This window comes from Kineococcus rhizosphaerae (genome assembly GCF_003002055.1).
GTDB classification, from domain to species: Bacteria; Actinomycetota; Actinomycetes; order Actinomycetales; family Kineococcaceae; genus Kineococcus; species Kineococcus rhizosphaerae.
The window spans coordinates 66917-90555 of record NZ_PVZF01000007.1 but is presented as its reverse complement, the minus strand read 5'-3'; the positions used below and the strand labels follow the sequence as shown (position 1 = coordinate 90555).

General features: G+C 68.5%; 16 protein-coding genes and 1 pseudogene. 8 read left to right on the top strand and 9 right to left on the bottom strand.

Annotation, left to right across the window (positions count from 1 at the left end; genetic code table 11):
- Positions 1-4: 4 nt before the first annotated feature.
- The gene (locus CLV37_RS14450) at positions 5-448 is read right to left on the bottom strand and encodes a helix-turn-helix domain-containing protein (protein WP_106211972.1); all 444 of its coding nucleotides are present in this window, start codon (positions 446-448) and stop codon (positions 5-7) included.
- 612 nt (positions 449-1060) lie between these two features.
- Here CLV37_RS14450 and CLV37_RS14445 point away from each other — a divergent pair.
- Positions 1061-3610 carry a cell wall-binding repeat-containing protein gene (locus tag CLV37_RS14445; RefSeq protein WP_170127276.1) on the top strand — a complete coding sequence of 850 codons (2550 nt, stop codon included), beginning with the start codon at positions 1061-1063 and terminating at the stop codon, positions 3608-3610.
- 242 nt (positions 3611-3852) lie between these two features.
- On the opposite strand, the gene CLV37_RS14440 is transcribed toward CLV37_RS14445, so the two are convergent.
- From CLV37_RS14440 to CLV37_RS14410, 7 genes are all read right to left on the bottom strand, one after another.
- A complete protein-coding gene (locus CLV37_RS14440) occupies positions 3853-4659 on the bottom strand; it encodes a transposase family protein (RefSeq protein WP_170127295.1) in 807 nt (268 codons plus the stop codon).
- Positions 4660-4782: 123 nt separating this feature from the next.
- Entirely contained in the window at positions 4783-5811 is a 1029-nt protein-coding gene (locus CLV37_RS14435) for an alpha/beta hydrolase (protein ID WP_211298658.1), read from the bottom strand.
- A gap of 285 nt (positions 5812-6096) precedes the next feature.
- The gene (locus CLV37_RS14430; protein WP_106211564.1) at positions 6097-7365 is read right to left on the bottom strand and encodes a family 1 glycosylhydrolase; all 1269 of its coding nucleotides are present in this window, start codon (positions 7363-7365) and stop codon (positions 6097-6099) included.
- Between the two features lie 35 nt (positions 7366-7400).
- A complete protein-coding gene (locus CLV37_RS14425) occupies positions 7401-9611 on the bottom strand; it encodes a glycoside hydrolase family 3 N-terminal domain-containing protein (RefSeq protein WP_106211966.1) in 2211 nt (736 codons plus the stop codon).
- A gap of 100 nt (positions 9612-9711) precedes the next feature.
- Positions 9712-11235 carry a glycoside hydrolase family 43 protein gene (locus CLV37_RS14420; protein WP_211298656.1) on the bottom strand — a complete coding sequence of 508 codons (1524 nt, stop codon included), beginning with the start codon at positions 11233-11235 and terminating at the stop codon, positions 9712-9714.
- A 2-nt stretch (positions 11236-11237) separates the two neighbouring features.
- Positions 11238-13709, bottom strand: coding sequence for a glycoside hydrolase family 2 TIM barrel-domain containing protein (locus CLV37_RS14415; protein WP_106211562.1), 2472 nt, complete (start codon positions 13707-13709; stop codon positions 11238-11240).
- Between the two features lie 50 nt (positions 13710-13759).
- On the bottom strand, positions 13760-15127 hold the full coding sequence (locus CLV37_RS14410; protein ID WP_211298655.1) for an MFS transporter: 1368 nt from the start codon (positions 15125-15127) through the stop codon (positions 13760-13762).
- Positions 15128-15389: 262 nt separating this feature from the next.
- On the opposite strand from CLV37_RS14410, the gene CLV37_RS14405 reads away from it, so the two are divergent.
- The 5 genes and pseudogenes from CLV37_RS14405 to CLV37_RS29005 form a co-directional block, all read left to right on the top strand.
- On the top strand, positions 15390-16358 hold the full coding sequence (locus CLV37_RS14405) for a LacI family DNA-binding transcriptional regulator (RefSeq protein WP_146149415.1): 969 nt from the start codon (positions 15390-15392) through the stop codon (positions 16356-16358).
- A 214-nt stretch (positions 16359-16572) separates the two neighbouring features.
- Positions 16573-17340 carry an SDR family NAD(P)-dependent oxidoreductase gene (locus CLV37_RS14400; RefSeq protein ID WP_106211557.1) on the top strand — a complete coding sequence of 256 codons (768 nt, stop codon included), beginning with the start codon at positions 16573-16575 and terminating at the stop codon, positions 17338-17340.
- A gap of 149 nt (positions 17341-17489) precedes the next feature.
- A complete protein-coding gene (locus CLV37_RS14395) occupies positions 17490-18515 on the top strand; it encodes an alpha/beta hydrolase (protein ID WP_106211555.1) in 1026 nt (341 codons plus the stop codon).
- A 613-nt stretch (positions 18516-19128) separates the two neighbouring features.
- Entirely contained in the window at positions 19129-19935 is an 807-nt protein-coding gene (locus CLV37_RS14390) for an SDR family NAD(P)-dependent oxidoreductase (protein ID WP_106211553.1), read from the top strand.
- Between the two features lie 417 nt (positions 19936-20352).
- A pseudogene (locus CLV37_RS29005) lies at positions 20353-20559 on the top strand (glycosyl transferase); the annotation flags it as partial.
- Between the two features lie 14 nt (positions 20560-20573).
- Here the strand turns inward: CLV37_RS29005 and CLV37_RS27065 are convergent.
- The gene (locus CLV37_RS27065; RefSeq protein WP_170127275.1) at positions 20574-21071 is read right to left on the bottom strand and encodes a Uma2 family endonuclease; all 498 of its coding nucleotides are present in this window, start codon (positions 21069-21071) and stop codon (positions 20574-20576) included.
- A gap of 141 nt (positions 21072-21212) precedes the next feature.
- On the opposite strand from CLV37_RS27065, the gene CLV37_RS14375 reads away from it, so the two are divergent.
- Both CLV37_RS14375 and CLV37_RS14370 read left to right on the top strand, forming a co-directional pair.
- On the top strand, positions 21213-22217 hold the full coding sequence (locus tag CLV37_RS14375; RefSeq protein WP_106211551.1) for a glycosyltransferase: 1005 nt from the start codon (positions 21213-21215) through the stop codon (positions 22215-22217).
- The gene (locus CLV37_RS14370) at positions 22214-23512 is read left to right on the top strand and encodes a hypothetical protein (protein WP_106211549.1); all 1299 of its coding nucleotides are present in this window, start codon (positions 22214-22216) and stop codon (positions 23510-23512) included. Before CLV37_RS14375 ends, CLV37_RS14370 begins: the two co-directional genes overlap by 4 nt.
- Positions 23513-23639 lie beyond the last annotated feature (127 nt).

Sequence of the window (23639 nt, the reverse complement as noted above, 5' to 3'; positions counted from 1 at the left end):
GGGCTCAGTCCTCGAGTTCCTGGGTGAGCGCGCCCAGCTCGTCCACGGCTTCGCCGCGACGCAGGTCGTCCTGGCGCTTGTAGGCCAGCAGCGACTCCAAGGCGATGCGCCGGTGGGTGCCGACCTTGCGGTACTCGATCTCGTCCAGCTCGAGGAGCTTGATCAGGTAGGGGCGGGACACGTTGAGCATGTCCGCGGCCTGCTGCGTGGTCAGCTCCACGTTCTTGGGCACGACGGCGACGCCTTCGCCGGCCGCCATGTGCGACAGGATCGTGGCCAGGAGCTCGACCACGTGGCGGGGCACCACGAGCGGCTCGCTCTCGCCCGCGGCGAGCAGCTCGACGAACTCGGGTGTCTCCGGGTGGCTGGCCAGGTACCGACGGACCGTCTCGAGCGCCTCTCGGGCTCTGTCGGCGTCGGTGGGTCCTCTGCTCGCGTCGATGGTCATGCGGTCCCCCTCGGTGTAGGTCGACAGCATCGGCAACATCGCCCACAAACGCAATATCCGTAGCCGCATCGATGTGGTTGGTGACGTGGAGTGAGAGTCGGTAGGGAGGCCGGGTACGGCGGTGGTCCACTCTTCGTGATCGCACAGCTTGGCCGTTCCGGCTCATCGTGCGCCCGATGGATCCAGGTCGTGATCCATCTCGTCACAGTCAGCGACGGCTACCCAGTTGAGCCAGTGAGAGGTGGTCCAGGAAGGCTCACCCACACGAGTCACTAAGAGTGATGGTCCGTGCGTAGATGGTCACCCCACCCCTTGTGACTACTCCGGATGGGGTACCTGGGGCAGTCGGGACGAGTGATGCTGTCCGTTACCAAACTGTAACTTTGAGCTGTCGACAGCAAAACCGCAGGTCACGCGCTGTGTGTGCCATGCGACACGCCGTAGACCGTGATGATCTTCCGTTACTCCCCGTGTTGCTGGTGTGACTCTCGTGTACGTTCAGTTCCGTCACCGAGTCACTCCGCTGAGTAGCGGAGCGGCGGGGTGGCGAGGCTCGAAATCGGGCCGGCCCCCACGGGGGGGAACATCACTTCACATGCCTTGGAGGCAATCGTGACCGCAGCAACCTCCCGGTTGCGCCGGCGTGGTATCGGGGCCGGCGTTGCGGCTCTTGTTGGTCTGTCCGGCCTCGGCCTCGCGGCCGTGCCGGCTCAGGCTGCAGCTGGTTTCGACCCCGCCGCTTCGCAGGTCTCCGGTGTCGACCGCTTCGACACCGCCGCTCGCGTCGCCACCACCGCGTTCACGACGGCTGACACCGTCGTCGTCGCCAACGGTGACCGCGCCATCGACGCTCAGGCCGGGGCTTACGCCGCTGGTCTGAACAAGGCGCCGCTCCTGCTCACGCAGAAGAGCAACGTCCCCACCTTCACGGTCGACGCCATCAAGAAGCTCGGCGCCACGAAGGCGATCGTCCTCGGGGACACCAACTCGGTCGACGCCACCGCGCTCGCCCAGATGACCGCTGCTGGCCTCTCGGTCCAGGTCGTCGCCGGTGCCAACCGCTTCGACACCGCCGCCAAGGTCTACAACTTGGCGTCGACCAAGGCCACGACGGTCTTCCTCGCCCGCGCGGACCTCCTCGCCGGCCAGGTCTCCCCCGACGCGCTCGCCGCCAGCCCGCTCTCGTACGACGGCACCCCGGTGCTGCTGACGAACGCGAACTCGCTGCCCGCCGAGACCGCCGCCGCCATCACCTCCGGTGGCGTCAAGAACGTCGTCGTCCTCGGTAACGCCATCACCGACTCCGTCAAGACCGCCGTCGGCGCCCTCGGTGCCACCGTGACGACGCTCGCCGGTGACGACCGTTCGCTGACCGCGCAGAAGATCGCCGAGTACGGCATCACGCAGAACGCCTACGGCACCACCGCCGCCTCCATCGCCAACGGCGACAAGATCGACGCCCTGGCGGCCGGCCCCTGGGCCGCGATCAACAAGGCCCCGATCCTGCTGACCCTCGGCACCGGCAGCCTCGGCACCGGTACCTCTGGGTACCTGGCGACGCACGCCAGCACCCTCAAGACCGCCACCGTCTTCGGTGACGTCAACAGCGTCCCGGCTTCGTTGACCGCAGCGGCCAAGACCGCTGGTGGCGGCGACGTCACGAGCAACCAGGCGTACACCATCGCGGGTGGCGGAGCCACGGTTCCTGCATCGTCGAGCGCGGCGCCGACCGCGGGATCCGTGCAGTACTCCGTCTCCGGTCTCGACTCCACCAAGACGTACTCCATCGCCCTCGTTCCTGCGAGCAGCATCAGCACCAACGCCTCCGGAGCGACCCTCTTCGCAGACGCTGACGGCACGGCGAATGTTGCGGACGGTACCCAGACGAGCTCCAGCACTGGTGCTCAGATTTCCGTGGTCAATGGTGTGAGCGCGACTGGCAGCCGAGTGACCTCGGTGACTCCTGCCGCTGGCTCGATCACTTTCGCGGTCAACAGCAGCACCTACGGCAATGTTCGTCCCGTTGTGTGGCTGAACTCCACCGACGCTGCGCTCAGCAGCGGCCTTGACCTTGCCGTCCCGACCTCTGCTAACGCCAACCCCAAGGCACCCGTCGAAGCTTTCGCTGTCGGTGCAGCCACGGTTTGGACTCCTGCAGAGGCGACCGGCTCGGTGACCGCTGCCACGGTCACGAGTGTGGCGAGCGACAAGAGCTCGGCTGTTCTCTTCGACGGCACGGACTACGCGAACTACGTGTTCAAGTCCGGCGACGTGTACGCCTACGACGGGAACACGACGTCTCAGGCCCAGTTCTTGTCGGCGCTCTCGGTTGGTGACACGGTGACCGCGAGCACCTACAGCTCCAACTTCCAGTCGACTTTCGACCTGGTTACGGACATCCCGGCCGCCCCTGCCGCCCCTGCGGTCACGTCCATCGGTAACCTCGACGACACCTCTGCGAGCAACTACGACGTCAAGTTCTCGGTGACGCCCGCAAGCCCCGCAGCGGGACTCGTCGATCACTACGACGTCAATGTGTACGCAGTTGACGCCACCACCGGCTTGATCACTGGAACTGCTGTGCAGACGGTGAGCACCACTGGATCCGCTACGACGGCGACGGTCTTCAACCTTCCGAACGCCAAGTACGGTGCGACGGTCACCGCTGTGTCCGCTGAGGGCTCGTCGAGCGATGAGTCGTCGGCTACCTACTTCACCGTTCAGAAGGGCGACGCTGACACGGTGAAGCCCACGGTCGTCTCGACCACGCTGACCGAAGGCAGCGGCATCAGCGGTGTCATCGACGATGGTGACTCGATCACCTTGCAGTTCAGCGAAGCGGTGACGGTCGGCTCCACCGCGGCACTCCGCTTCACGGACGCTGATGGTGAAGTTTTCCAGATCACCAACTCGGCTACGGACGCTTGGACTGTCGGCAACTACACCAATGCTGCGGGCGCGACTGTGACTAACGGTCAGGTGGTCGTTCCGGTGACGACTGCGAACCTGGCGAAGGTCGGTGGGACCGTTCCCAGCTCTCCGAACGTGGCTCAGGTGCCGGGCACCATCAACGCCTTCTCCACCACGGTGACGGACGCGGCGGGTAACACCGTCAACCTGACGGGAAGCACTGACCTGATCATCGACACCCCTCTTGGCTGAAGTCAATGATCATCGCGCAGTGACCTTCAGTTGAGGCACTAGGACTTCTGCGCAGGCGAGGGCCAGCACCAACCGGTGCTGGCCCTCGTCCGTTTTCTATGCCGGCGTAGGAACATAAGAACCACTGAGTGCAAGTATAGTTATGCTGGTTCAGGCTTGAAGCTGACTGGCGCAAAGTAGAATTTTTTGGCTCGCAATGGTTTTTAACTTAACTTATCAACCCTATTTATATTGAGCCCTTGTCAGTAACGGTTTTCTATTTGACTAAGGACGAGGGCCGTGGCGACGATCACGGAGATGCGCCACGGGCAGAGGCTGACCCGCTGGAGCGCCCGCCAGCGACTCTTCAAGTGGGCGATACCGTGCTCGACGAAGACACGAGCGGAGTTCACATATGAGTTCCATCCCTGCGTGGGAGCGTCGAGAACTTGTCTGCCCCTGGGACGCCGGATGGGAACGCGGATGCCGACCCCAGCGCCGGTGTACGCCTTATCGGCCAGGGTGGGAACGCCGTTGCGAGAAGCACGGTAGAGGGCAGGTAGGGCATGCACACGCGCCGCGGTCAAGTCGTGGGTACTGCCGGGCTCGACCGGTGACACCCACAGCGGCCGACCGTCGGGATCGGTAACGACCTGCACGAGACCACCGTGGTGGCGGTGCTTGCCGGAGTACCAGCGGTCCTTTTGACCGCCAGGGTCGTGAACTCGGTCGCTTTCGATGAGGGTGCCGTCGAGCAGTAGGTGCTCGGTTCTCCTAGTCACGGCCTTGGCGACGACTTCAGGCAGTTCAGGTGCTTCGGCGGCGAGCACATCCAAAGCTTCGTGCAGGTAGCGGTAGGCCGTCTTGAGACTCACGGCGTTATCGCGGGCGAGGTCGGCGACCGCGGCACGTTGACGCATGAACCGCAGCAGCAGTACGGCCTGAGCGAAGCAACCTAGAGCCCGGCGTCCCCGACGAGTACCAACCCTGACGCGGTGAGCCGATAGTAGGCGGGCAACGGCCTGAGCGAGTTCACGGGAGACATCAAGGCTGGAACGATAGGAGAGCACGGAGGTCCTGGCTGGCATGGTGGTCGAAATTGGTTGTAATGAGGACAGCGGATCCTGCATCAGCGTTGGTTTCGGACCCTGTCCCGAGTAGTTGCTCACAACGCCACCGGCCAGGTTCGGTCATCAGTCCGCTGCTGACGACGGTTGTTCTGACCGGAACGTCGCGCTGAACTGGCGAAAGCCGTCGAGAGTGAAGGCGCGGGCCTCCTGGCTGGTGGGCGCGGCGGGAGCGACCAGGTCGAAACCATGGAAGGCGCCGGGAAAGATGCGGTGCAGTACCGGCACTCCAGCTTCCTGCAGGCGCCTCACGTAGTCCACGACTTCGTCGTAGAAGGGTTCCAGGTCGCCGACGAAGGTCAGGGTGGGTGGCAATCCGGAGAGGTCGAGCGCTCGTGCGGGGGCGGCATAGGCTGGTGGGCCGGTGCCGTTCTTGGCGTGGGCGCGCAGGGGGCCGAGGTAAAGGTCCCAGGCGGTGTCGTTGGTGACGGTGTTCCACACCGGCGCGGTGCTAGAGCGCGAGGATTCGGTGGGCCGGTCATCCAGCATCGGGTACAGCGGGACCTGGAAGGCGATGGCGACCTGGCCGAGGTCGCGCGTCAGCAGGCTCACCGCCGCGGTCAATCCGCCGCCGGCGCTCTCACCGCCCACGACCAGTTGGTCACGGGCCACACCGAGCTCGCCGGCGTGATCGCGTAACCAGATCAGTGCGTCGTAGCAGTCGTGCAGCGCGGCGGGGTACGGCATCTGGACGGAGAGACGGTAGTCCGGCAGGACCACCACGCTGTCGGTCGCTGCGACGAGGCGTTCGGCGAGGGCGCGGGACTGCTCTGGACTGCCGGTGGCGTAGCCGCCCCCGTGGATCCAGAGCACACCGGTCACCTCGGTACGTGCCACCGCGGGCCGCATCACCATCAGCCGCATCGGGGTGCCATCGCGCCGGGTGGTCCAGTGATGGCTGGTGCGGAGGTCACCGTGTACACGCTCGCGTGTGACACCGACGCCACCGCGCGGCGGGCGGGCGCTGAGGGTGTTGAGAATCCTCAACGCGTTGATGGCGCGGACCTGGCGCCGGTAGGCGACCGGCGTCCGGGGTGTCCACCGTCGCCAGAAGTGGGCAGCCTGGCGCAGCGCGGGGTCGACCAGCTCATCCATGGTGTCCACATGTCCCCCTCACGAGGATCGGTGCCGTCGGTTGAGCGAGCGTGGTGCTCACGAGGGGTAGCTTTGGCGGTGCCGTTGTGAGAGCACTATTGGTGGGGATGGGTGCGAGGGCGCAGTCCGGATGGTTCTCACGGTGGCTTCCATGGTGGTTCATCGAGCAGGCCAGCACAGGCCGCCGCCGCCGCCGTCGCCGTCGGCGTCGGCGTCGGCGGTGGAGCCGGCATCAGTTCCGGTTGCAACACCGGCGGGCGGCGGCGTTGGTGCGATCTGAGGTGTTCAGGACCGCCCGCGACGAGCGGTGTCGCCCAGCCAGGCCAGGCTCGGCTTGGGGGTGCGGGCGAAGGTTTGGCGGTCGACGGCGATGAGCCCGAAGGTCGGCTCCCAGTGGCCCCACTCGAAGTTGTCCAGTGCACTCCAGTGCAGGTAACCGCGCACGTCGACTCCGTCGTCCACGGCGCCGAACAAGCCCTTCAGCGCCTCGCGGGTGTAGGCGATGCGGCGGGCGTCGTCAGCGGTGGCGATGCCGTTCTCGGTGACCAGGACGGGGACGTGCTCGGTCACCTCCCAGGCGTGCCGCGCGGCGATCCCGAGGGCGTCGGGGCGGTAGGGGGTGCCCACCAGGGTGTTGTCCGGGTGCGGCGGGTGCGGCACCAGGCCATCGCTGTCGACGGGCTGCACCGAGTAGGCCTGGACGCCGATGAAGTCGTCGCCTCGTGCGGCGCGCAGGAAGACGTCCTCGCGGACCTCACGTTCCTCCTGCGCCATCGCCTCAGCCTCCGGTCCCGTCGCGTGGATGACGAGGTTGGCCAGGGTCCAGCCGACCTTGGCCCGTGTGCGGCGGCGCAGGACCTCGCGGGCGGCGTGGTGGGCTTCGATCAACCGCTGCGTGGCCTGCGGCAGGGGGCGGGGCAGCACGAACCCGTCTTCGCGCTGCACGGTGGGGGTGTCCATCGCGGGAACCGCGTCGGAGTTGATCGCTGCGGCCATGAGCATCATGAAGGCGAACATGTTCGGCTCGTTGATCGTGCAGATCCACTCGACGCCGTCGAGGATGTCGCTGACGCGCTCGACGTAGGCGCAGAACCGCTCGACAGCGTTCTCGGCGAGCCAGCCGCCTCCTTCGACGAACCACCGGGGGCTGGAGAAGTGGTGCAGGGTCACCACTGGGGTCAGCCCCAGGCTCAAGGCGGTGTCGATCATCCGGCGGTAGTGGGCGAGCTCGGCGAGGGAGAACTGACCCGGCAGCGGCTCGATGCGGGCCCATTCGACCCCGAAGCGGTAGGCGTTCAGCCCGGCCTGGGCCAACAGGCGCATGTCCTCTTCGTAACGGTGGTAGCTGTCCACGGCGTCACCGCTGGGGTTGAAGTACGGCATGCGCTGCTCGTAGACCCACCAGTCGCTGCCGACGTTGTTGCCTTCGGTCTGGTGCGGAGCAGTGGAGGCTCCCCAGAGGAAACCGGAGGGTGCGATCGCACCGGTGGTCTGGTCGGAGGCGCTCGTCTCATCGGCGCGGGTCCCGGGGGTGGTCTCGTCGGGGGTGGTCATCGTCCGTCCTTCGGTGTCGTCAGGTCCGGCGCTGCTCACGCGCGGACGCTCAAGGTGGTGCTCAGCTCGGCGGTGGAGTCGCCACCGATCCACAGGTCGACGGTCGTGGCGTCCTGCACGACGCCACGGGTGACGGCGCTCCAGTAGCTCAGCTGTTCCGGGCCCAGGGTGAAGGTCAGCTCGCGCTGTTCGCCGGCGGCGAGGGTGATGCGCTGAAACCCCTTCAACTCTCGCACGGGACGTGAGGAGGTGCCGTGGCGCTGGTGGATGTACAGCTGCGCCACCTCGTCCCCCTCGCGCTGGGAGGTGTTGCGGACCGTCACCGAGACCGTGGTGCTCTGCCCGACAGTGATCTCGTCACGGTCCAGACGCAGGTCGCTGTACTCGAAGGAGGCGTAGCTGAGGCCGTGCCCGAACGGGTACAGCGGGGTGCTGGGTTCCTCGAAGTAGCGTGAGCCGGCGTTCTCCGGCTCGAACGTGCGGTAGTGCGCGTAGGTCATCGGGACTTGCCCGACGTGGCGGGGCCACTGCAGGGGCAGCCGCCCGGCGGGAGAGACCTGCCCGAGCAGGACGTCCGCGACGGCCTCGCCCCCACGGGTACCGGGGTACCAGGCCTGCACGATGGCTCCCACGTGCGCATCGGCCCACCGCAGGTCCAGCGGCCGCCCGGAGACCATCACGACGACGACGGGGGTTCCCGTGGCTGTGATGCGTTGCAGCTGCTCGAGTTGGCGCCCGGGCAGCGCTAGTGTCGCTGTCGAGGCCTTTTCCCCGGCCTGGTTCTGCCGCTGACCGACGACCACCACGGCGACGGCGGCGGCCGCGGCGAGCTGGACGGCGTGTTCGATCTCGGCGTCGTCGTCCCAGTCCGCGGGGGTGGTGAGGATCGTGGGGTCAGCTTGGTCGAAGGCGGAGGGGAACAACCGCTCGGTGATGCCTGCTCCGGGAGCGTGGGCGACGACGTCCTCACCCAGCCGTTGGCGTAGCCCGTGCAGGATCGTGACGGTCTCACTGGTGTCGTGGTCGAAGACCCAGGGACCCAGCAGGTCACGCTGGCTGTCGGCGAGTTGCCCGATCACCGCGACCGACCCCGGGGAGCGCAGGGACGACGGGGTCAGCGGCAGCGTGTGCTCGGCGTTCTTCAGCAGCACGATCGATCGCGCGGCGGCGGTACGGGCCAGGTCGCGGTGGGCGCCGGAGCTCAGCGTGGCTTCGGCGGCGGTTTCGTCGACGAGGGGCGTCTCGAACAACCCGAGCCGGAACTTCGCTTCGAGTACCCGCCGTACCGCGACGTCGATGTCGCGCTCGGCCACCCGCCCTGCGGCAACGGCCTGGGGCAGGTGCGCAAAGGCCGCCTCGGACATGGCCATCTCCATGTCGAGCCCGGCGTTCAGGGCCCGGACCGCGGCATCGGCCGGGTCGGCTGCGAGGTGCTGGATCTGCAGGGAGCGCACGGCGTTGGCGTCGGAGACGACGAACCCGCTGAAGCCCATCTCCTGGCGCAGGACGTCGGTGAGCAGCCAGCGGTTGGCCGAGGCCGGTACGCCGTTGAGGTCCATGTAGGCGCTCATGACGTTCACCGCCCCAGCGTCGATCGCGGCGCGGAAGGGAGGGAAGTGCACGTTCCACAGCTCGTTGTCGGACACCTCGGCGTCCTCGTAGTCGCGTCCGCCGCGCGCGGCTCCGTACCCGGCGAAGTGCTTGGGGCCGGCCAGGACGCTCTGGGCGCCCAGGTCGCCTTGGAAACCGCGCACCTGAGCGGCGGCGACCGCAGCCCCCAGCACTGGGTCTTCACCGGCGCCTTCGACGATGCGTCCCCAGCGGGCGTCGCGGGCGATGTCGATCATCGGCGCGAACGTCCAGTGGATGCCCGCCGCCCGGGCCTCGCGTGCCGCGACCGCCTGCACGTCCTTGATCAGGTCCGGGTCCCAGCTGGCCGCCAGGGCCAGGGGCACGGGGAAGACGGTGCGCAGGCCGTGCACGACGTCGAAGCCGAACAGCAGCGGGATGCCCAGGCGTGTGGTGCCCACCGCCAGGCGCTGCAGACGGTTCACCAGCACCGGGTCCTTGACGAACAGCGCCGATCCGACCTGGCCCGCCGCGATGGCGCTCTCGATCTGCTTGGGCTGCTCGACGAAGGCGCGGTGCTCGGGGGGCAGGGAGTCGATGTCGAAGTCCTCGGGCAGCTCGGGGACGCCGAGGTAGAAGTACTGGGTCAGCTGCCCGGCCTTCTCCTCCAAGCTCATGCGGCTCAGCAGGTCGTCGATCCGCTGCTCCACGGGCAGCGCGGCATCGCGGTACGGGGGGGGGCGTCATGGAGTTCCTCACGGCGTGGTGGAGTCTGCTTCAGGGGGTCGGCGGGGTGCGGTCGCCCGGCTGGTAGCTGATCGCGTGCACCCGGGTCTGACCGCTGACCGCTTCGACGCCGAAGACTCGGCCGGTGAACCCTCCGGCGACCTCGGTGGACAGGTAACGGCCGTCGAAGACCCCGAAGCTGTGCGCGAAGCCGCCTGAGCCGTTGGAGCCGGCCAGCAGTTCGACACCGTCCGGCTCGCTGAACAGGCCAGGAGCCAGCGATCGGGGCGCGGTGACCCGGATGCCCAGCGTGGCGGTGCCGGGGGTGTCGGTTTCCGGTTCCCAGCGCCCGACGGTGTGTTGGACCGGGCCGATGGTCAAGACGGCCTCGACGGCGTGTCCGTCGTAGGTCAGCCCGTACCAGTGGCGGTCGTCGATGCGCAGTAGGAAGCGGCAGCTGCCGTCCTCGAGGCTGACCTCGGTCGAGGCGGTCCACGTCTCGTCGGTGGCGCGGGCCGCCAGCAGCGAACGGCCGCCGCCGGCGTCGAGGACGAGGCCGTCGGGACCGGTGCGCGCGAAGGAGGCCGGGAAGCGTCCGGCGCCGAGCCAGCGCGGGTGCAGGTCGGCGGCGGTGAACCTGTCGTGGAACGCGTGGTCGGCGGGCGGGACGTCGAAGCGGTCCTCGTCGACCACGGGCCAGCCCTGCACCCAGTCGATGCCCACGAGGAAGGTCTCGCGACCGTTGACGTGGAACCCCGGCGACGGTCCGCGGTTGCGCACCCCGAGGTGCACGGCCGCCCACCGTCCGTCGGGTAGTTCGACGAGGTCGGCGTGCCCCACGTTCTGGACCGGGTGGGTCAGGCTGCGGTGGGTGAGGAAGGGGTTGCGGGGGTTGGCCTCGAAGGAACCTTCCAGGGTGCGGGCCCGGGCGATCGTGGCGGTGTGTCCGCGCTCGGTCCCCCCTTCGGCCAGCAGCAGGTACCACCACCCGTCGCGGCGGTACAGGTGCGGTCCTTCCGGAGCGGCCAGGCCGGTGCCCGACCACAGCTGCCGGGAGGGGGCCAGGAGGGCACCGGTGGCGGTGTCGAAGGGGGCGCAGCGGATGCCCGGCTGGCTGGGGTCCAGCGAGCACCACGTCACGTGCGCGGTGCCGTGCTCGTCCCAGGCGATGTCGGGGTCGATGCCGATCGCTTCGGGCAGGTGAACCGGGTCCGACCACGGCCCTGCGGGGTCGGTGGCGTGGATGAGGAAGTGCCCGCGTCCGGCGGGGATGCCGTTGACGTCGGTGCCGATGATCCAGTACCGGCCGTCGTGGTGGCGGATCGTGGGGGCGAACATCCCCGAGCTGGGGTGCCCGCCGCTCTCGGCGATCTGCTCGACCCGGGTGAGCGCGTTGCCGGCGAACGTCCACGTGGTCAGGTCGGTGCTGGTGTGCACGGGCAGTCCGGGCAGGTACTCGAAGCTGGAGTTCACCAGGACGTACGTGTCACCCGCCCGGCAGATGGAGGGGTCGGGGAAGAAGCCGGCGATGACCGGCTCGTGGTTGCTCACCGTGTTGCTCAGCGTGTTGCTCACTGTCACTCCTTGCGGGCGGCGGCCACGAGGTGGCGGGTGCTGCCTGTCGCGGTCAGGGTCAAGCTGGCGTCACCGTGGTTCTTCGAGCTGGCGCGGACGGTGACTTCGCCGGATTCGTCGGTGCCACGCACGATGGCCAGGACTCGGCCGCGGAACGTCGTGCGGGTGAAGCTGGTGAAACCCTCGGTCGTGGAGGGGGCCGCGCTACCCAGCGCGATGAGCGTCGCCGGGCCGCAGACGCTGACGCTGATCGTGTCCTCGTGGGTGGAGGCGACCGTGCCGGCCTCGTCGGCCAGTTCCAGCCAGACGTACGACAGGTCGTCCGGGCCGCGCAGGTCCGCCGATTCCGCACGCGCCCGCAACCGGGGGGCGCCGGCCGAGCGCAGGCTGCGGCGGCCGATCTCGACACCGCCGCGGTAGGCGATCGCGGTCAGCTCCCCGGGGCGGTAGGGGGTGCGGAAGCGCGCCACGAAGCCGCGCGGTGTGCGCCGGCCCAGGGACTGGCCGTTGAGCAGCAGTTCGACCCGGTCACCGGTGGTGTACACCTCGATCTGCGCGGTGCCGCTCAGCTGGCCCCACGACCAGCTGGCCACGGCGTCCGAGGGCAACCACGGTGAGCGGTTGGGGCGTTGCCCGGCGCGGTCCAGGGGGCGCACCGCGATGCCGGGGACGTCGGTGGTGCCCCACACGGCCTGGACGAGCATGAGGGCGGCACCGGAGATGCCGGTGATGTCGAAGGCTCCGCAGCCGGCCAGGACACCGGGGTAGGGCTTGGCGATGCCGCCGGGCTCGGAACCGTAGCTCCAGTACCCCAGCCCGACCTCACCGAGGTAGTCCCAGCCGGTCCAACTGAAGTCACCGATCACCCCGGGGTCGGAGGTGACGCGCTTCCAGATCGCCGGCAGGTCGCCCAGCAGCGACTCCGTCCCCACGATCACCCGGTGCGGGTGACGTCGCCGGGCTGCGGGGTAACTGGCGTAGCCGTAGTTGTACCCGGCGACGTCGACGGCCTCGAACACGTCGCGGGTGGCGCGCTCGGCAGCCGGCAAGCGGGAGGCCAAGACCATGAGGCGGCCCATCCGCGCTGCGACCTCGTTGGCCAGGGTGCTGGTGGCCGGTGACCGCTCGGCCGGGCCCTGCTCGCCAGTGCCCGCGCTGGCCGAACGGGAAGCCATCATCGCCAGCAGCGGGTTGACCGCGATCGTCGTGGGGCGGGTGGGGTCCTGCTCACGCACATGGCGGCTGATGTGGTGAGCGATGGCGACGCCTTCGGGCGTGGCCGACTCAGCGATCTCGTTGCCGATGGAGTAGAGGATCACACTCGGGCGGTTGCGGTCCTTGGCGATCATCGAGGCGACGTCTTCGCGCCAGCTGTCCAGGAACCGTTCGGCCTCGTCGTGGGGGGTCTTGTGGCGCACCCACACGTCGGTGAGCTCGTCCATGACGTACAGGCCCAGCGCGTCGCAGGCGTCGAGGAAGGAGCGGGAGAGCGGGTTGTGGGCGCTGCGCACGGCGTTGAAGCCGGCTTCCTTGAGTGCTCGTGCCCGCCGCCACTCGGCCGCGGCGAAGGTTGCGGCCCCCAGCGGCCCGTTGTCGTGGTGCACCGCGGTCCCACGCAGCAGGACGGAGCGGCCGTTGATGCGCAAGCCGCGCCGGGCATCCACCTCGATCGTGCGCAGTCCGGTGTGTTCGACGCGCTCGTCGACGGCTTCGCCGCCCACGAGGAGCCGGACCCGCAGGTCGTACAGGTGCGGGTTGTCGTGCGACCACAGCTGGGGCTCGTCGAGGGTGAGGGTGAGATCGGCGGCATCGACCGACACCGCGCCCTCAGCCTGCGCCACCACGGCGCCGTCTCGTTCGAACTGCGCCAACACTCGCTCTCCCGCCACGCGCGGACCTTCGAGCGCGACCTTGACGTCGACCACCGCGCGGGTGGGACCGGTGGCGCCTGGGACCGGTACCGATCGCGTCACGACGCGGAGGCCGTCGCCGGCGATGCGCCTGCGGGTCAGAGCCTGCAGCCACACCGGACGGTAGATGCCCGACCCGGTGTACCAGCGGCTGTTGGGGGTGGCGCGGTTGTCCACCTCCACCACGATGCTCGCCGTCGAACCGGGCCGGACCCCGGCCAGGGAGGCGGTGAACTCGCGGTAGGGGCTGTCGTTGTGGGCGACTTCCACCCCGTCGACCAGGACTCGTGCAACGCCGTAAACGCCTTCGAACATCAGCCGGTAGGTGATGGTTCCTGCGTCCTCGGGAGCCGTCCACGACGTCCGGTAGGTGTAGCGACCACCGGTGAAGAAGCCGCCATGGTTGCCCGAGCCCCCCTGGTCGGTGCGGGGCTGGGCGATCATCGCGTCGTGCGGCAGGCGGACGGGGAGTCCCGCGATGGAGTTGAGTTCCAAGACGGCGTTGGCGTCGAGGTTGTGGTCGCGGTGGAAGGTCCACCCACCGGTGAACAGCGTGGTCGTCATCGAGGGATCTCCAGGGCGGGAAGGGGCAGGTCCAAGCGGTGGGTGAGGGGTCAGCGCACGGCGCGAACCTTCGCCTGGACCAGAAATCCGGCGATGAGGGTGCAGCCCGCGGCGACCATGAACAGCAGGGCGTAGTTCTTCTGCCCGGCGCTGACGCCGATGAGCAGCAGCGGCGCGGCCAGCAGGGGGGCGACGGCCTGGGCGATCGAGGTGGTATAGCCGTTGATGCCCAGGAAGCGGCCGGCGTCGGTGTCCTTCTCCGGCAGGACGTTCAGGACGAGGGCCTGGTCGACGGCGGAGAAGATGCCCAGGGCCAGGCCCATGATCCCCGAACCGACCATCAAGACGTTGAAGCTGTGGCCGCCGAAGGCCAGGATGATCGCGCCGAGGGTGTAGAGGACGCCGGAGCCCAGCACGAAGATCCTGCGGCGGCCGAGCTTGTCGGAGACGAACCCGCAGCCCAGGGCGCCGATGCCGGTGGTGACCAGGCTCACCATCGAGGCGATGACCAGGATCGAGCCGAGGTCGGCGACCTGACCGCTGGGGGTCAGGCGGGCGGCGAAGAACAAGGAGGTGAAGGTGGAGGAGAACGTCACCCCGGTCATGAAAAGCAGACGCGCCAGCCAATTCCACGCGAAGTCGGGGTAGCGGCGGGGGTCGAAGACGAGGCTGCGGACCAGGGCCAGCGGCGTCAGCGGCTGGGGAAGGTCGACGGTGCGGGTGTCCTGCTCGCGAGAGAAGGCGAACCAGGCCAGCGCGGTGAGCAGGCCAAGGGCGCCGGGCACGAGAAAGACCAGGTAGTTGTTGCCCAAGAAGGCGCTGGCCAGGCCAACCCCGGCGACGGGGGCGACCATCTGGACGAATCCGCTGAAGCCGGCAACCTTCCCGTACTGCGACTCGGGCAGGCGGTCGGCCTGGGAGTACAGCAGGGAGTTCATGACCGTGGTCCAGCCGAAGGAGGCCAGGATCCAGCCGACGAAGACCAGGGGGATCGCCCCGGCTGTGGCGATGACGACCAGACCGAGGATGCCGAGCAGGGCCCCGCCCAGGGAGAAGAGACGGCGGCGGCCGAACCGCGATCGGGTGCGGTCGCTCCACAAGCCGATCAGCGGGCCGGTGACGGTGTTGACGAGGGCGCCGGCGCCGATGATGTAGCCCAGGACCTCGACGTTGGAGGGGGCCAGTTGCTGCACTCGTAGCGACAGGGACAGGCCGATGGGGGCCACCAGCGCGACGTAGGCGCCGAACATGGTCACCAGCAGCAAGATGATGTAGCCCGCCTTGACCGGGGACCGCATCGGTCCCGAGTCCGCACCGGCCTCGACGACGTCGGCGGCGAGGACCTGGGCGACCGGCGCGCCCGGCGCGGCCGGAGCGGCCGTCGCCGCGGAGGCGGCGGTGGGGTGGTGTTCAGGCATGACGACTCCTTCGTCGATCGCAAGCAAGGGTGCCGTGGCCCTCGGTAGGGGTAGTGGCTGTGCACCGAGGGTTACCTCGTGATAACGAGCCGCCGACATCGGACCGGGTCGCTTGTCACGTGGTAACGGAGTAGAGCACCGGTTGTTATCTCGTGTCAACACTGATAGACAACGTCGACCGACATCGAGCGATGAGAGCTCGGCCGAGCGGGACCGGCCCAGGTCCGATCAAGATCCGGGGTCAGTCCAGGTTCGGCTGAACGTGACCAAGGACGGTGGGGAAGAGATGGCGGCCACCAGTGCGGACGTGGCACGGCACGCCGGGCTGTCGCGTGCCACGGTGAGCCAGGTGCTCAACGGCCACGCGCACCGCTTCGCCCCCGAAACCGCCCAGCGCGTACTGCGGGCGGCCGAGGAGCTCGGCTACGAGCCCTCGGTCGCAGGGCGGATGCTGCGACGAGGCTCCAGCGACTTCGTCATCGCCCTCATCCCGCACACGACCTTCGGCACCAACCTGCAGGACATCTTCGACACCGTCACCGACGTGCTGGCCCAACGCGGGCTCACCCTCGTCCTGCGCCTCTCGGCTGCGTCCTCCACCACCTTGGACCGGCTGCTGGCGGGCATGCAGCCACGCGCGGTGCTGTCCCTGCAGCCGTTCAGTGAGGCCGAACGGCGGATCCTGGACGAGCGCGGCGTGCCGGGCTTCGACACCACGACCGACGGTGACCTCAACGCTGACATCGGCCGTCTTCAGGCCCAGCACCTGGTCGCCCGCGGGTACCGGCGTCTGGCCTTCGCGCACCTGCGCGACAGCCGGCAGGACCCCTACGGCGCCAGCCGTGAGGAGGCCGTGGCGCAGGTGTGCGCCGCGGCCGGGCTGCCCGCGCCGACGGTCCTCGGTCTGGGCATCAACCTTGACGACGCGACTCAGGCGCTGGACGCGCTCGCGCCGGGGTACGGGGTCGCGTGCTACAACGACGACGTCGCCATCACGCTCCTCACCGCCGCCGGCCAGCGCGGCTGGAACGTGCCGACCGATCTGGGCCTCATCGGCATGGACAACATCCCCCTTTCAGGTGTGACCGCTCCACGACTGACGACGATCGAGTACGAGTTGTCCGCCGTGGCGCAGAACGTGCTCGCCATCGCCCTCCAGGCCCTGGGCCAGGACGACGCCCCCACTCCGCCCCCCATCGATCTGCGCATCGTCGCCGGCGGCACGGCCTAGCCGTACTGCGCCACCGCGCCCGGCGGGGGCGCACCGCTCCACTCTCAGTGGATCGACAGGGCCCCCGCTCATCCCGACGAAGATCCATCACCTCTCGGTGACAGGGACCGAAACCGCTCCTGAACCAATCCCGCTACCGACCACGTCGCCACAGCCGACCACGTCGGCTCGTACTCACCGCCGACCACGTCGGCCCTCATGAGGAGGAACTCGCATGCAAGGACTGGACGAGAAGGTCGTCGTCTTCGCCGGAGCAGGTGGCATCGCCACCAGCGCCGCTCGTCTCCTGGCCGGTGGAGGAGCCCGTCTCGTCATCGGCGACATCGACACGGGTTCTGCCCAGCGCACTCTTCAGGCCGCTGTGGAGAATGGTGGTGACGGAGTGGCTCTGGAGATGGACATCAGCGACGACGACGACGTCGCGCGCCTGATCGGTACGGCCATGGACACCTACGGCCGGATCGACGGACTCTTCAACGTAGCGGCCAACATCGCCCCAGCCGAGGTGGCCTTGGACACCAACGCGATCGACATCGACCTGCAGGCCTGGCAACGCAGCATCGACATCAACCTCACCGGCTACCTCCGTACACTCAAGCACGCACTGCCCCACATGATTGCCGGGGGCGGAGGATCAGTGGTGAACACGATGTCCGGCGCCGTCTACGCCGGCATGGCCGACAAGGTCGCCTACTCGGTCACCAAGGCCGGGGTCGGCGCCCTGACCCGACACGTCGCCCGCGCCTACGGCAAAGATCGTGTCCGAGCCAACGGGGTCGCCCCCGGACTGGTGCTCACCGAACAGACGATGCGAAACCTGCCGCAGGAGTACCAGGAAGTCATCCTCAGCTCCACCCCGTCTCACCGCCACGGACACGCCGACGACATCGGCGCCACCGTCGCCTTCCTCATGTCAGACCTGTCGGAGTGGACCACAGGGCAGACTTTCTGCGTGGACGGCGGAACCACCATGCGCACCTGAAGCACGTCACCGCCGACTGCACCCACGGCGAAAGCGTTCACCCGGCGTCGAGCGTAATCCGTTCTCTCCTCTCCCGCCGTGACCCCGACCGTCCCCGTGCCACGTCACGGCTGCTCGATCCCCTGGCCGCTCACCACTCGGGAGAAACCATGGAAACCTCCAAGACCTCGACACCACCACCCGGACCGACTACCACAGACCGGTCGCAGACGAGGCGGCCGCCCTACGACCCAGGAGTAGCTGCTGCGCTGGAAACCATCGGAAAGGCGCCCGTTTTCGCCCCGTTGACGCTGGAGAGCATCACGCAGATGCGTCAGTACGCCGTTCCGGAGGACATCAGCGCCTTGGACCTGGAGCAGCGGGACTACACCGTGCCCGGATACGGTGGTGAGCCGCTGACGTTGACCGTCCTTCGCCGCCGCGACCACGTCGGTGCCGGCCCGGGTGTCTTCAACGTCCACGGTGGCGGCATGGTCATGGGCAACCGGATGACGGGCATCTCCCTGGTCGCCCCGTGGGTTGCGGCGCACGATGTCGTCGCGGTCAGCGTGGAGTACCGCCTGGCTCCAGAGCACCCCGACCCCGTTCCGGTCGAAGACTGCTACGCGGCCCTGTGCTGGGTCGGTGAGAACGCCGATGACCTGCAGATCGATCCCGCCCGCATCCTGCTTGCCGGGGCCAGCGCAGGTGGTGGTCTCGCTGCAGGTGTGGCGCTGCTTGCCCGTGATCGAGGCGGGCCGAACCTGGTCGGTCAGTTCCTGCTCTGCCCGATGCTCGACGACCGCGACGCCACGGTTTCCACGCACCAGTTCGACGGCCTGGGAGCCTGGGACCGCAGCAGCAACCTCACCGGGTGGACTGCGCTACTGGGAGAACGGCGCGCTTCCGACGACGTCTCGATCTACGCCGCGCCCGCACGTGCACTCGATCTCTCGGGGTTGCCTCCCACCTACCTCGACGTCGGCTCCGCCGAGGTGTTCCGCGACGAGACGGTGGCCTACGCCTCGAAGTTGTGGGAGGGCGGCGTGGCCGCGGAACTGCACGTGTGGCCCGGAGGCACGCACGGGTGGGAAGCCTTTATCCCCGGATCGGTTATGGCCCACACGGCTACCGCCGCGCGAGAGTCCTGGGTAACTCGACTGCTGCAGGCTGCAGCGAAGGAACCAACCCAGTAGGGATCGACCGAACGTCTCGACCGTAGGGCCACGAACAAGGCCCGATGATCGAGGTCTCACGCGTGGATTCTGTCAACGTGATGCACTCGGACCCGGTTGCTGAGGTAGTGGCCAAAGCACATGTCCTCCAGCACGAACGGCTGTTCGGCTAGCTCAGGTAGATCGCGGCCCTGCTGGCTGGGCCGCGGCGATCGGGTTCGGGCGGTGCCCCCCACGCGTAACCGGTGCAGACACTGACTGCATGATGCAGAGCCTGAACATCCAGTCTCATGAGCAGCTTCACCACGAGCATGGCCGCCAATCCCGGATCCTCACCTCGCCTTCCCAACACTGCGCAGCCGCAGCACAACGCAGCAGATGCGGGTGGGTGTTCGAGCACGTCAATTCGCAACCGCCGACGACCTCGCCGCTGGGACGGCGGCAGACCTGAACGCTGGTGCGTGTTCCGCGCCCGACGTTCCCGTGCCAGTCAGAGGAAGTGAGCGAACCGGAAGCGGCTGGGTCAACGCCAGGAGCAAGACCTGGCACCGGATTACCCGATCACCCGGTTCGGCTGCGAGGTCACCTCCAGCCCCACCTCCAGCCCCACAAAAGAACCCAAGGAGAAGAAAACATGACCGAACTGGACCCCACCACCTTTGCCTCGCGGTGGACTGAACGACCCACCCCAGGTCGATTCACCGGCAAGACCGTCATCGTCACCGGCGCCGGTTCCGGCATCGGGCGGGCCACCGCGGCACGCGTGATCCGCGAGGGCGGTCACGTCGTCGGCGTCGACATCGATGCCGACCGGCTAGACGGCCTCCTCGCCGAAGTCGCCGACGTCGAGAGCGGGGGACGGTTGACGCCTGTGGGAGCGGACATCACCGACGATGCTTCCATCGCCTCCATCCTCCAAGCCGCCGCCGGTCAGGTGGACGCCTTGGCCAACATCGCTGGAATCATGGACGACATGTCAGCGCTGCACGACATGAGCGACGCAGTATGGCAGCGAGTGTTCGCGGTCAACGTCGAGGGCACCATGAAGCTCATGCGGGCGGTGCTGCCCGGGATGCTGGAGAGGGGTGCTGGTTCCATCGTCAACACCGCCTCCGAGGCCGCACTTCGCGGCTCGGCGGCGGGCGCGGCCTACACCGCCTCCAAGCACGCAGTCGCGGGCCTAACCATGAGCGGTGCCTTCATGTACGCACCCAACGGCATCCGCATCAACGCCGTCGCCCCCGGCCCCACGATGACCGGCATCGAGGTCACGGTGGATTCCCAGCACGGCCCGGACCGCCTGCGCGCTGCCCGCTGCATCATGCCCGCACCGGTCATGCCGAACGCCCTCGCAGCCTCCATCACCTGGCTACTCAGCGACGACGCCTTTAACGTCAACGGAGCAATCCTCGCCTCCGACGGCGGCTGGTCGGCCGCCTAACCCATAGCCACTCGTGAGCGGGACTCCTCCCGTCGTCCGGAGCGAGCGCCGCTTACGTCGTGGCCATGCAGGGCCGTAAGCCCTCGCCGGCAGCGCCATGGTAGTTGAACTCGGCAGGATCAGAACACGCTGCCGCCTAGTAGCCGGCCGGTCACTGGGGCTTTATCGGTGGTGGTTGGCCGTTACTGACAAAACCTCATTCTAGTGCTCGACTCTGGCTTCATTCCGTCCGCATCGCTATTGTCTTTCTCTGCTGAATAAAGCCGCGGCAGTCTATATCGACGTCGACCTGTCAGTCGCGATCCCGCAGATTATGATTTAACCGCTCACCTGACGACCTTCGTGCTCACGATGCGTTGGTCCGTCACGAGCCCCGGCCGCAGAGGGACAGCGCCGTGCGGCGGGCCGGCGAGCACCCGGGCGGCGTACCGGCCTGGGCACAAGGCAGGCAACAAGGCGTTGACGCGGGTGTTGGCGACGGTGTTCGTCGAGCCTGTCGCCAATATGCTGAGCGGGTACCGGGTGATGTCGCGGCGGTTCGTGAAGTCGTTCCCGGCGATCTCGCGGGGTTTCGAGGTGGAGACGGAGCTGACCGTCCACGCGATCAACCTGCGCGTCCCGCAGGCCGCGCGTTTGGCTCAGGCCGAGGGCAGGATTACCTCGACCGCGTCCACGGCCCACTCGATGCCCGCCATGTTCCCGTGCCACACGCTGGTGCGGGTGACCGGGTCGATGATCAGGTAGGCCGGCACACCCCACTCCGCGTACACCGCCCGTTTGGTCACGGTGTCCGTCAACCGGGTGGAGGGGGAGATGACCTCCACTGTCAGCAGCACGTCACTGGAGTCCAGGTACGTGCCGTCCCCGGAGCCTGCGGCGGAGACGACGACATCGGGGATGAGCAGGTCGCTCTCGCCGTCCCGGGTGTGCCGGACGTTCGCACCCGGGTACACCGTCACCGTGCCGGGAGCGGCACTTCGCAGGGCGAAGTAGACGTCTCCGACCACCGCCTGGTGGATGGTCCCCGCCCAGGGTGTCACCAGCAAGCTCCCGTCGATGATCTCGTGCTTGGGCCAGGCAGTGTCCTCGGGCAGGTCTTCCAGTCGGACCCGGCCCTGCACCTGCAACGTGTCCACGGTGTCCCCCCTGGTCCGGTCAGCGACCCGCGGCAGCGAGTCGCAGAGCGCACGACGCCCACAGGCTACGGGGACGGTGCCGCCGCCGACACCCCGCCTGAGCTGATCTGACCCACCGTCACCGGCCAATACCCTCGTCCCATGGCCTGGCCCCAGCACCCCGTCCGCATCGCCGCGATCGTCCCGTGCCTGAACGAGGCGAGCTCGGTGGGCCACGTCATCGACGACCTGTTGGCCGCGGTCCCGGGCATCGCGGTCTACGTCTACGACAACCGCTCCACCGACGCCACCGCCGACGTCGCCCGCGCCCACGGCGCCCTGGTCCGCCACGAGCCCCGGCCCGGCAAGGGCAACGTGGTGCGGCGGGCCTTCGCCGACGTGGAGGCCGACGTGTACGTCCTGCTGGACGGGGACAACACCTACGAGGCCGCCGCCGCGGGGCAGATGGTGCACAAGCTCATCACCGAGGGGCTGGACCACGTCGTCGGAGCGCGGCGGGCCAGCACGCAGGCGGCGTACCGGCCCGGGCACGTGGCGGGCAACAAGGCGCTGACGCGGGTCGTGGCGACGGTGTTCGGGCAGCCGGTGACCGACATGCTCTCGGGGTACCGGGTGATGTCGCGGCGGTTCGTGAAGTCGTTCCCCGCGATCTCGCGGGGTTTCGAGGTGGAGACGGAGCTCACGGTCCACGCCATCAACCTGCGCGTGCCGCAGGCCGAGGTCCTCACCGACTACCGCGACCGCCTCGAAGGCTCGACGAGCAAGCTGCGCACCTACCGCGACGGGTGGGCGATCCTGCGCTGGATCGTGCGCCTGGCGCGCTACGAACGCCCGACGCTCGTCCACTCGATCCTCGGCGGGCTCATCGCCCTGGTCGCCCTCGTCCTCGGCGTCCCGGTCGTAGTGGAGTTCTTCCAGACGGGGCTCGTGCCGAAGTTCCCGACGGCGATCCTCGCGTCGGCGCTCGTGATGATCGCCGTCGTCGTCACCGCGGTCGGGGTGATCCTGGAGGCGATCCGCCACGCCTCGGACGAGGCGTCGCGGCTGGTGTACCTGGAGTACCCGAGCCCGCACTCGCTCCTGGACGGGGTGCAGGCCGACGTGCGGCCCGTCGACGTCCGCCGCGGCACGGGGGCGCAGCGGTGAGGGGTGTCGTCACCTTCGTCCTCAAGGCGTTCGCCGGGCTGGTCGTCCTGCAGGTCGTGTTCTTCGCGCTGCTGATGGGCGCGCAGGCCGTGCCGAACCAGCCGATCGTCGACCACCTCGCGCAGGCCGTCACGACCGGCGACTACGGCGACCCCTACGGCCCCGACGGCGTCGGCGGCACCGCGGACCGGTTCACCGAGTGCGCCGAACTCGGGTACGGCGTCACCACCCCGGACGACCCGCGCAGCCTGTGGGACCTCACCACCGGTGGCCCGCGCCTGTCGTCCTGCGACGACGGCAAGGGCGAGATCGCGAAGCTCGCGGCGGGGGAGGACTTCCAGACCCCGGCCACGTACTTCCGCTACTGGAGCGGGTACTCGGTGCTGACCCGGCCGGTCCTCGCCCTCACCGACGTCCCCGGGCTGCGGCTCGTCGTCACCGGCGTCTTCGCCGCCGCGGTGCTCGCCGCGTTCCTCGCGGTGAGCCGCCGGCTGGGGGCCTTCGCCGGGTTCGCCCTGTTCCTGCCGATCGCCGCGACCACCAACGCCCTCGCCATGCCCGACCGGGCGTTCACCCACGGGATCGCCCTGGCGACGGTGGCCGCCGGGGTGGCCGTCACGGCCGTCGCGGCGAGCCGGGGCTGGCGAGCGGCGGTCCTCGGCGCGGGGTTCTCCGCTGCCCTGTTCTGCTACACGGACCTCTTGACCGTCCCGCCCATGAGCTGGGCGTTGTGCGCGGGCGTCGCGGCCGCCGTCACCCACGTGACGCGCCGGGACTGGCGCGAGACCTGGCGGACCGTCCTCGCCGTCGGTGCCGCCTGGCCGGTCGCGTTCGGGTTCACCTGGGTGTTCCGCTGGTTCATCGGCGCCCTCGGTCAAGGGCTGTCGGTGTTCTCCCGGGTCCAGGAGGTCAGCCAGTTCCGCCTCGACGGTGGCGACGTGTCGCACGCCTTCGGTGCGGGGGTCGTCGCGAACTGGAGGTTCTGGACCGAGCACTCCATCACCGCGGTCCCGGTCGTCGTCGCCGCCGCCGTCCTGCTCGTCGTCCTGCTCGCGGTCGCGGTGAAGCGGCACGGCGTCGCGGGGTTGCTCGGGTTCGCGGCGATCGGCCTGCCGGCGCTCGTCGTGCCGGCCTGGTACTGCGTGCTGAGCAACCACTCGCAGATCCACGCGTTCTTCGTGTACCGCAGCCTGCCGGCAGCGGTGGGGGTGCTGCTGCTGGCGGGGGTGGTGGCGGCTCGTCGGGTGGGGCGCACCTCGGCCGCGACCGAGCAGTCGGACCACGTGCTGGTGTGAGGCGGTGCCGGAACATTCACGGACGAGAGTGCCGTCGCTCTGCTGCGATCTCGGTCTCTTCCGAAGCCGGGGCAGCCTGGCTAAGATTAGAGCTTCCTGAATCTTAGCCATCGGAGAGGCTGCGCCC

Coding starts and splice junctions, on each gene's coding strand:
- CLV37_RS14425 (WP_106211966.1), bottom strand. CDS start 9,611: ATGAGCTTGGAGGAGAAGGCCGGGCAGCTGACCCAGTACTTCTACCTC.
- CLV37_RS14400 (WP_106211557.1), top strand. CDS start 16,573: ATGCAAGGACTGGACGAGAAGGTCGTCGTCTTCGCCGGAGCAGGTGGC.
- CLV37_RS14435 (WP_211298658.1), bottom strand. CDS start 5,811: ATGGATGAGCTGGTCGACCCCGCGCTGCGCCAGGCTGCCCACTTCTGG.
- CLV37_RS14430 (WP_106211564.1), bottom strand. CDS start 7,365: ATGACCACCCCCGACGAGACCACCCCCGGGACCCGCGCCGATGAGACG.
- CLV37_RS14410 (WP_211298655.1), bottom strand. CDS start 15,127: ATGCCTGAACACCACCCCACCGCCGCCTCCGCGGCGACGGCCGCTCCG.
- CLV37_RS14450 (WP_106211972.1), bottom strand. CDS start 448: ATGACCATCGACGCGAGCAGAGGACCCACCGACGCCGACAGAGCCCGA.
- CLV37_RS14390 (WP_106211553.1), top strand. CDS start 19,129: ATGACCGAACTGGACCCCACCACCTTTGCCTCGCGGTGGACTGAACGA.
- CLV37_RS14395 (WP_106211555.1), top strand. CDS start 17,490: ATGGAAACCTCCAAGACCTCGACACCACCACCCGGACCGACTACCACA.
- CLV37_RS14415 (WP_106211562.1), bottom strand. CDS start 13,709: ATGACGACCACGCTGTTCACCGGTGGGTGGACCTTCCACCGCGACCAC.
- CLV37_RS14375 (WP_106211551.1), top strand. CDS start 21,213: ATGGCCTGGCCCCAGCACCCCGTCCGCATCGCCGCGATCGTCCCGTGC.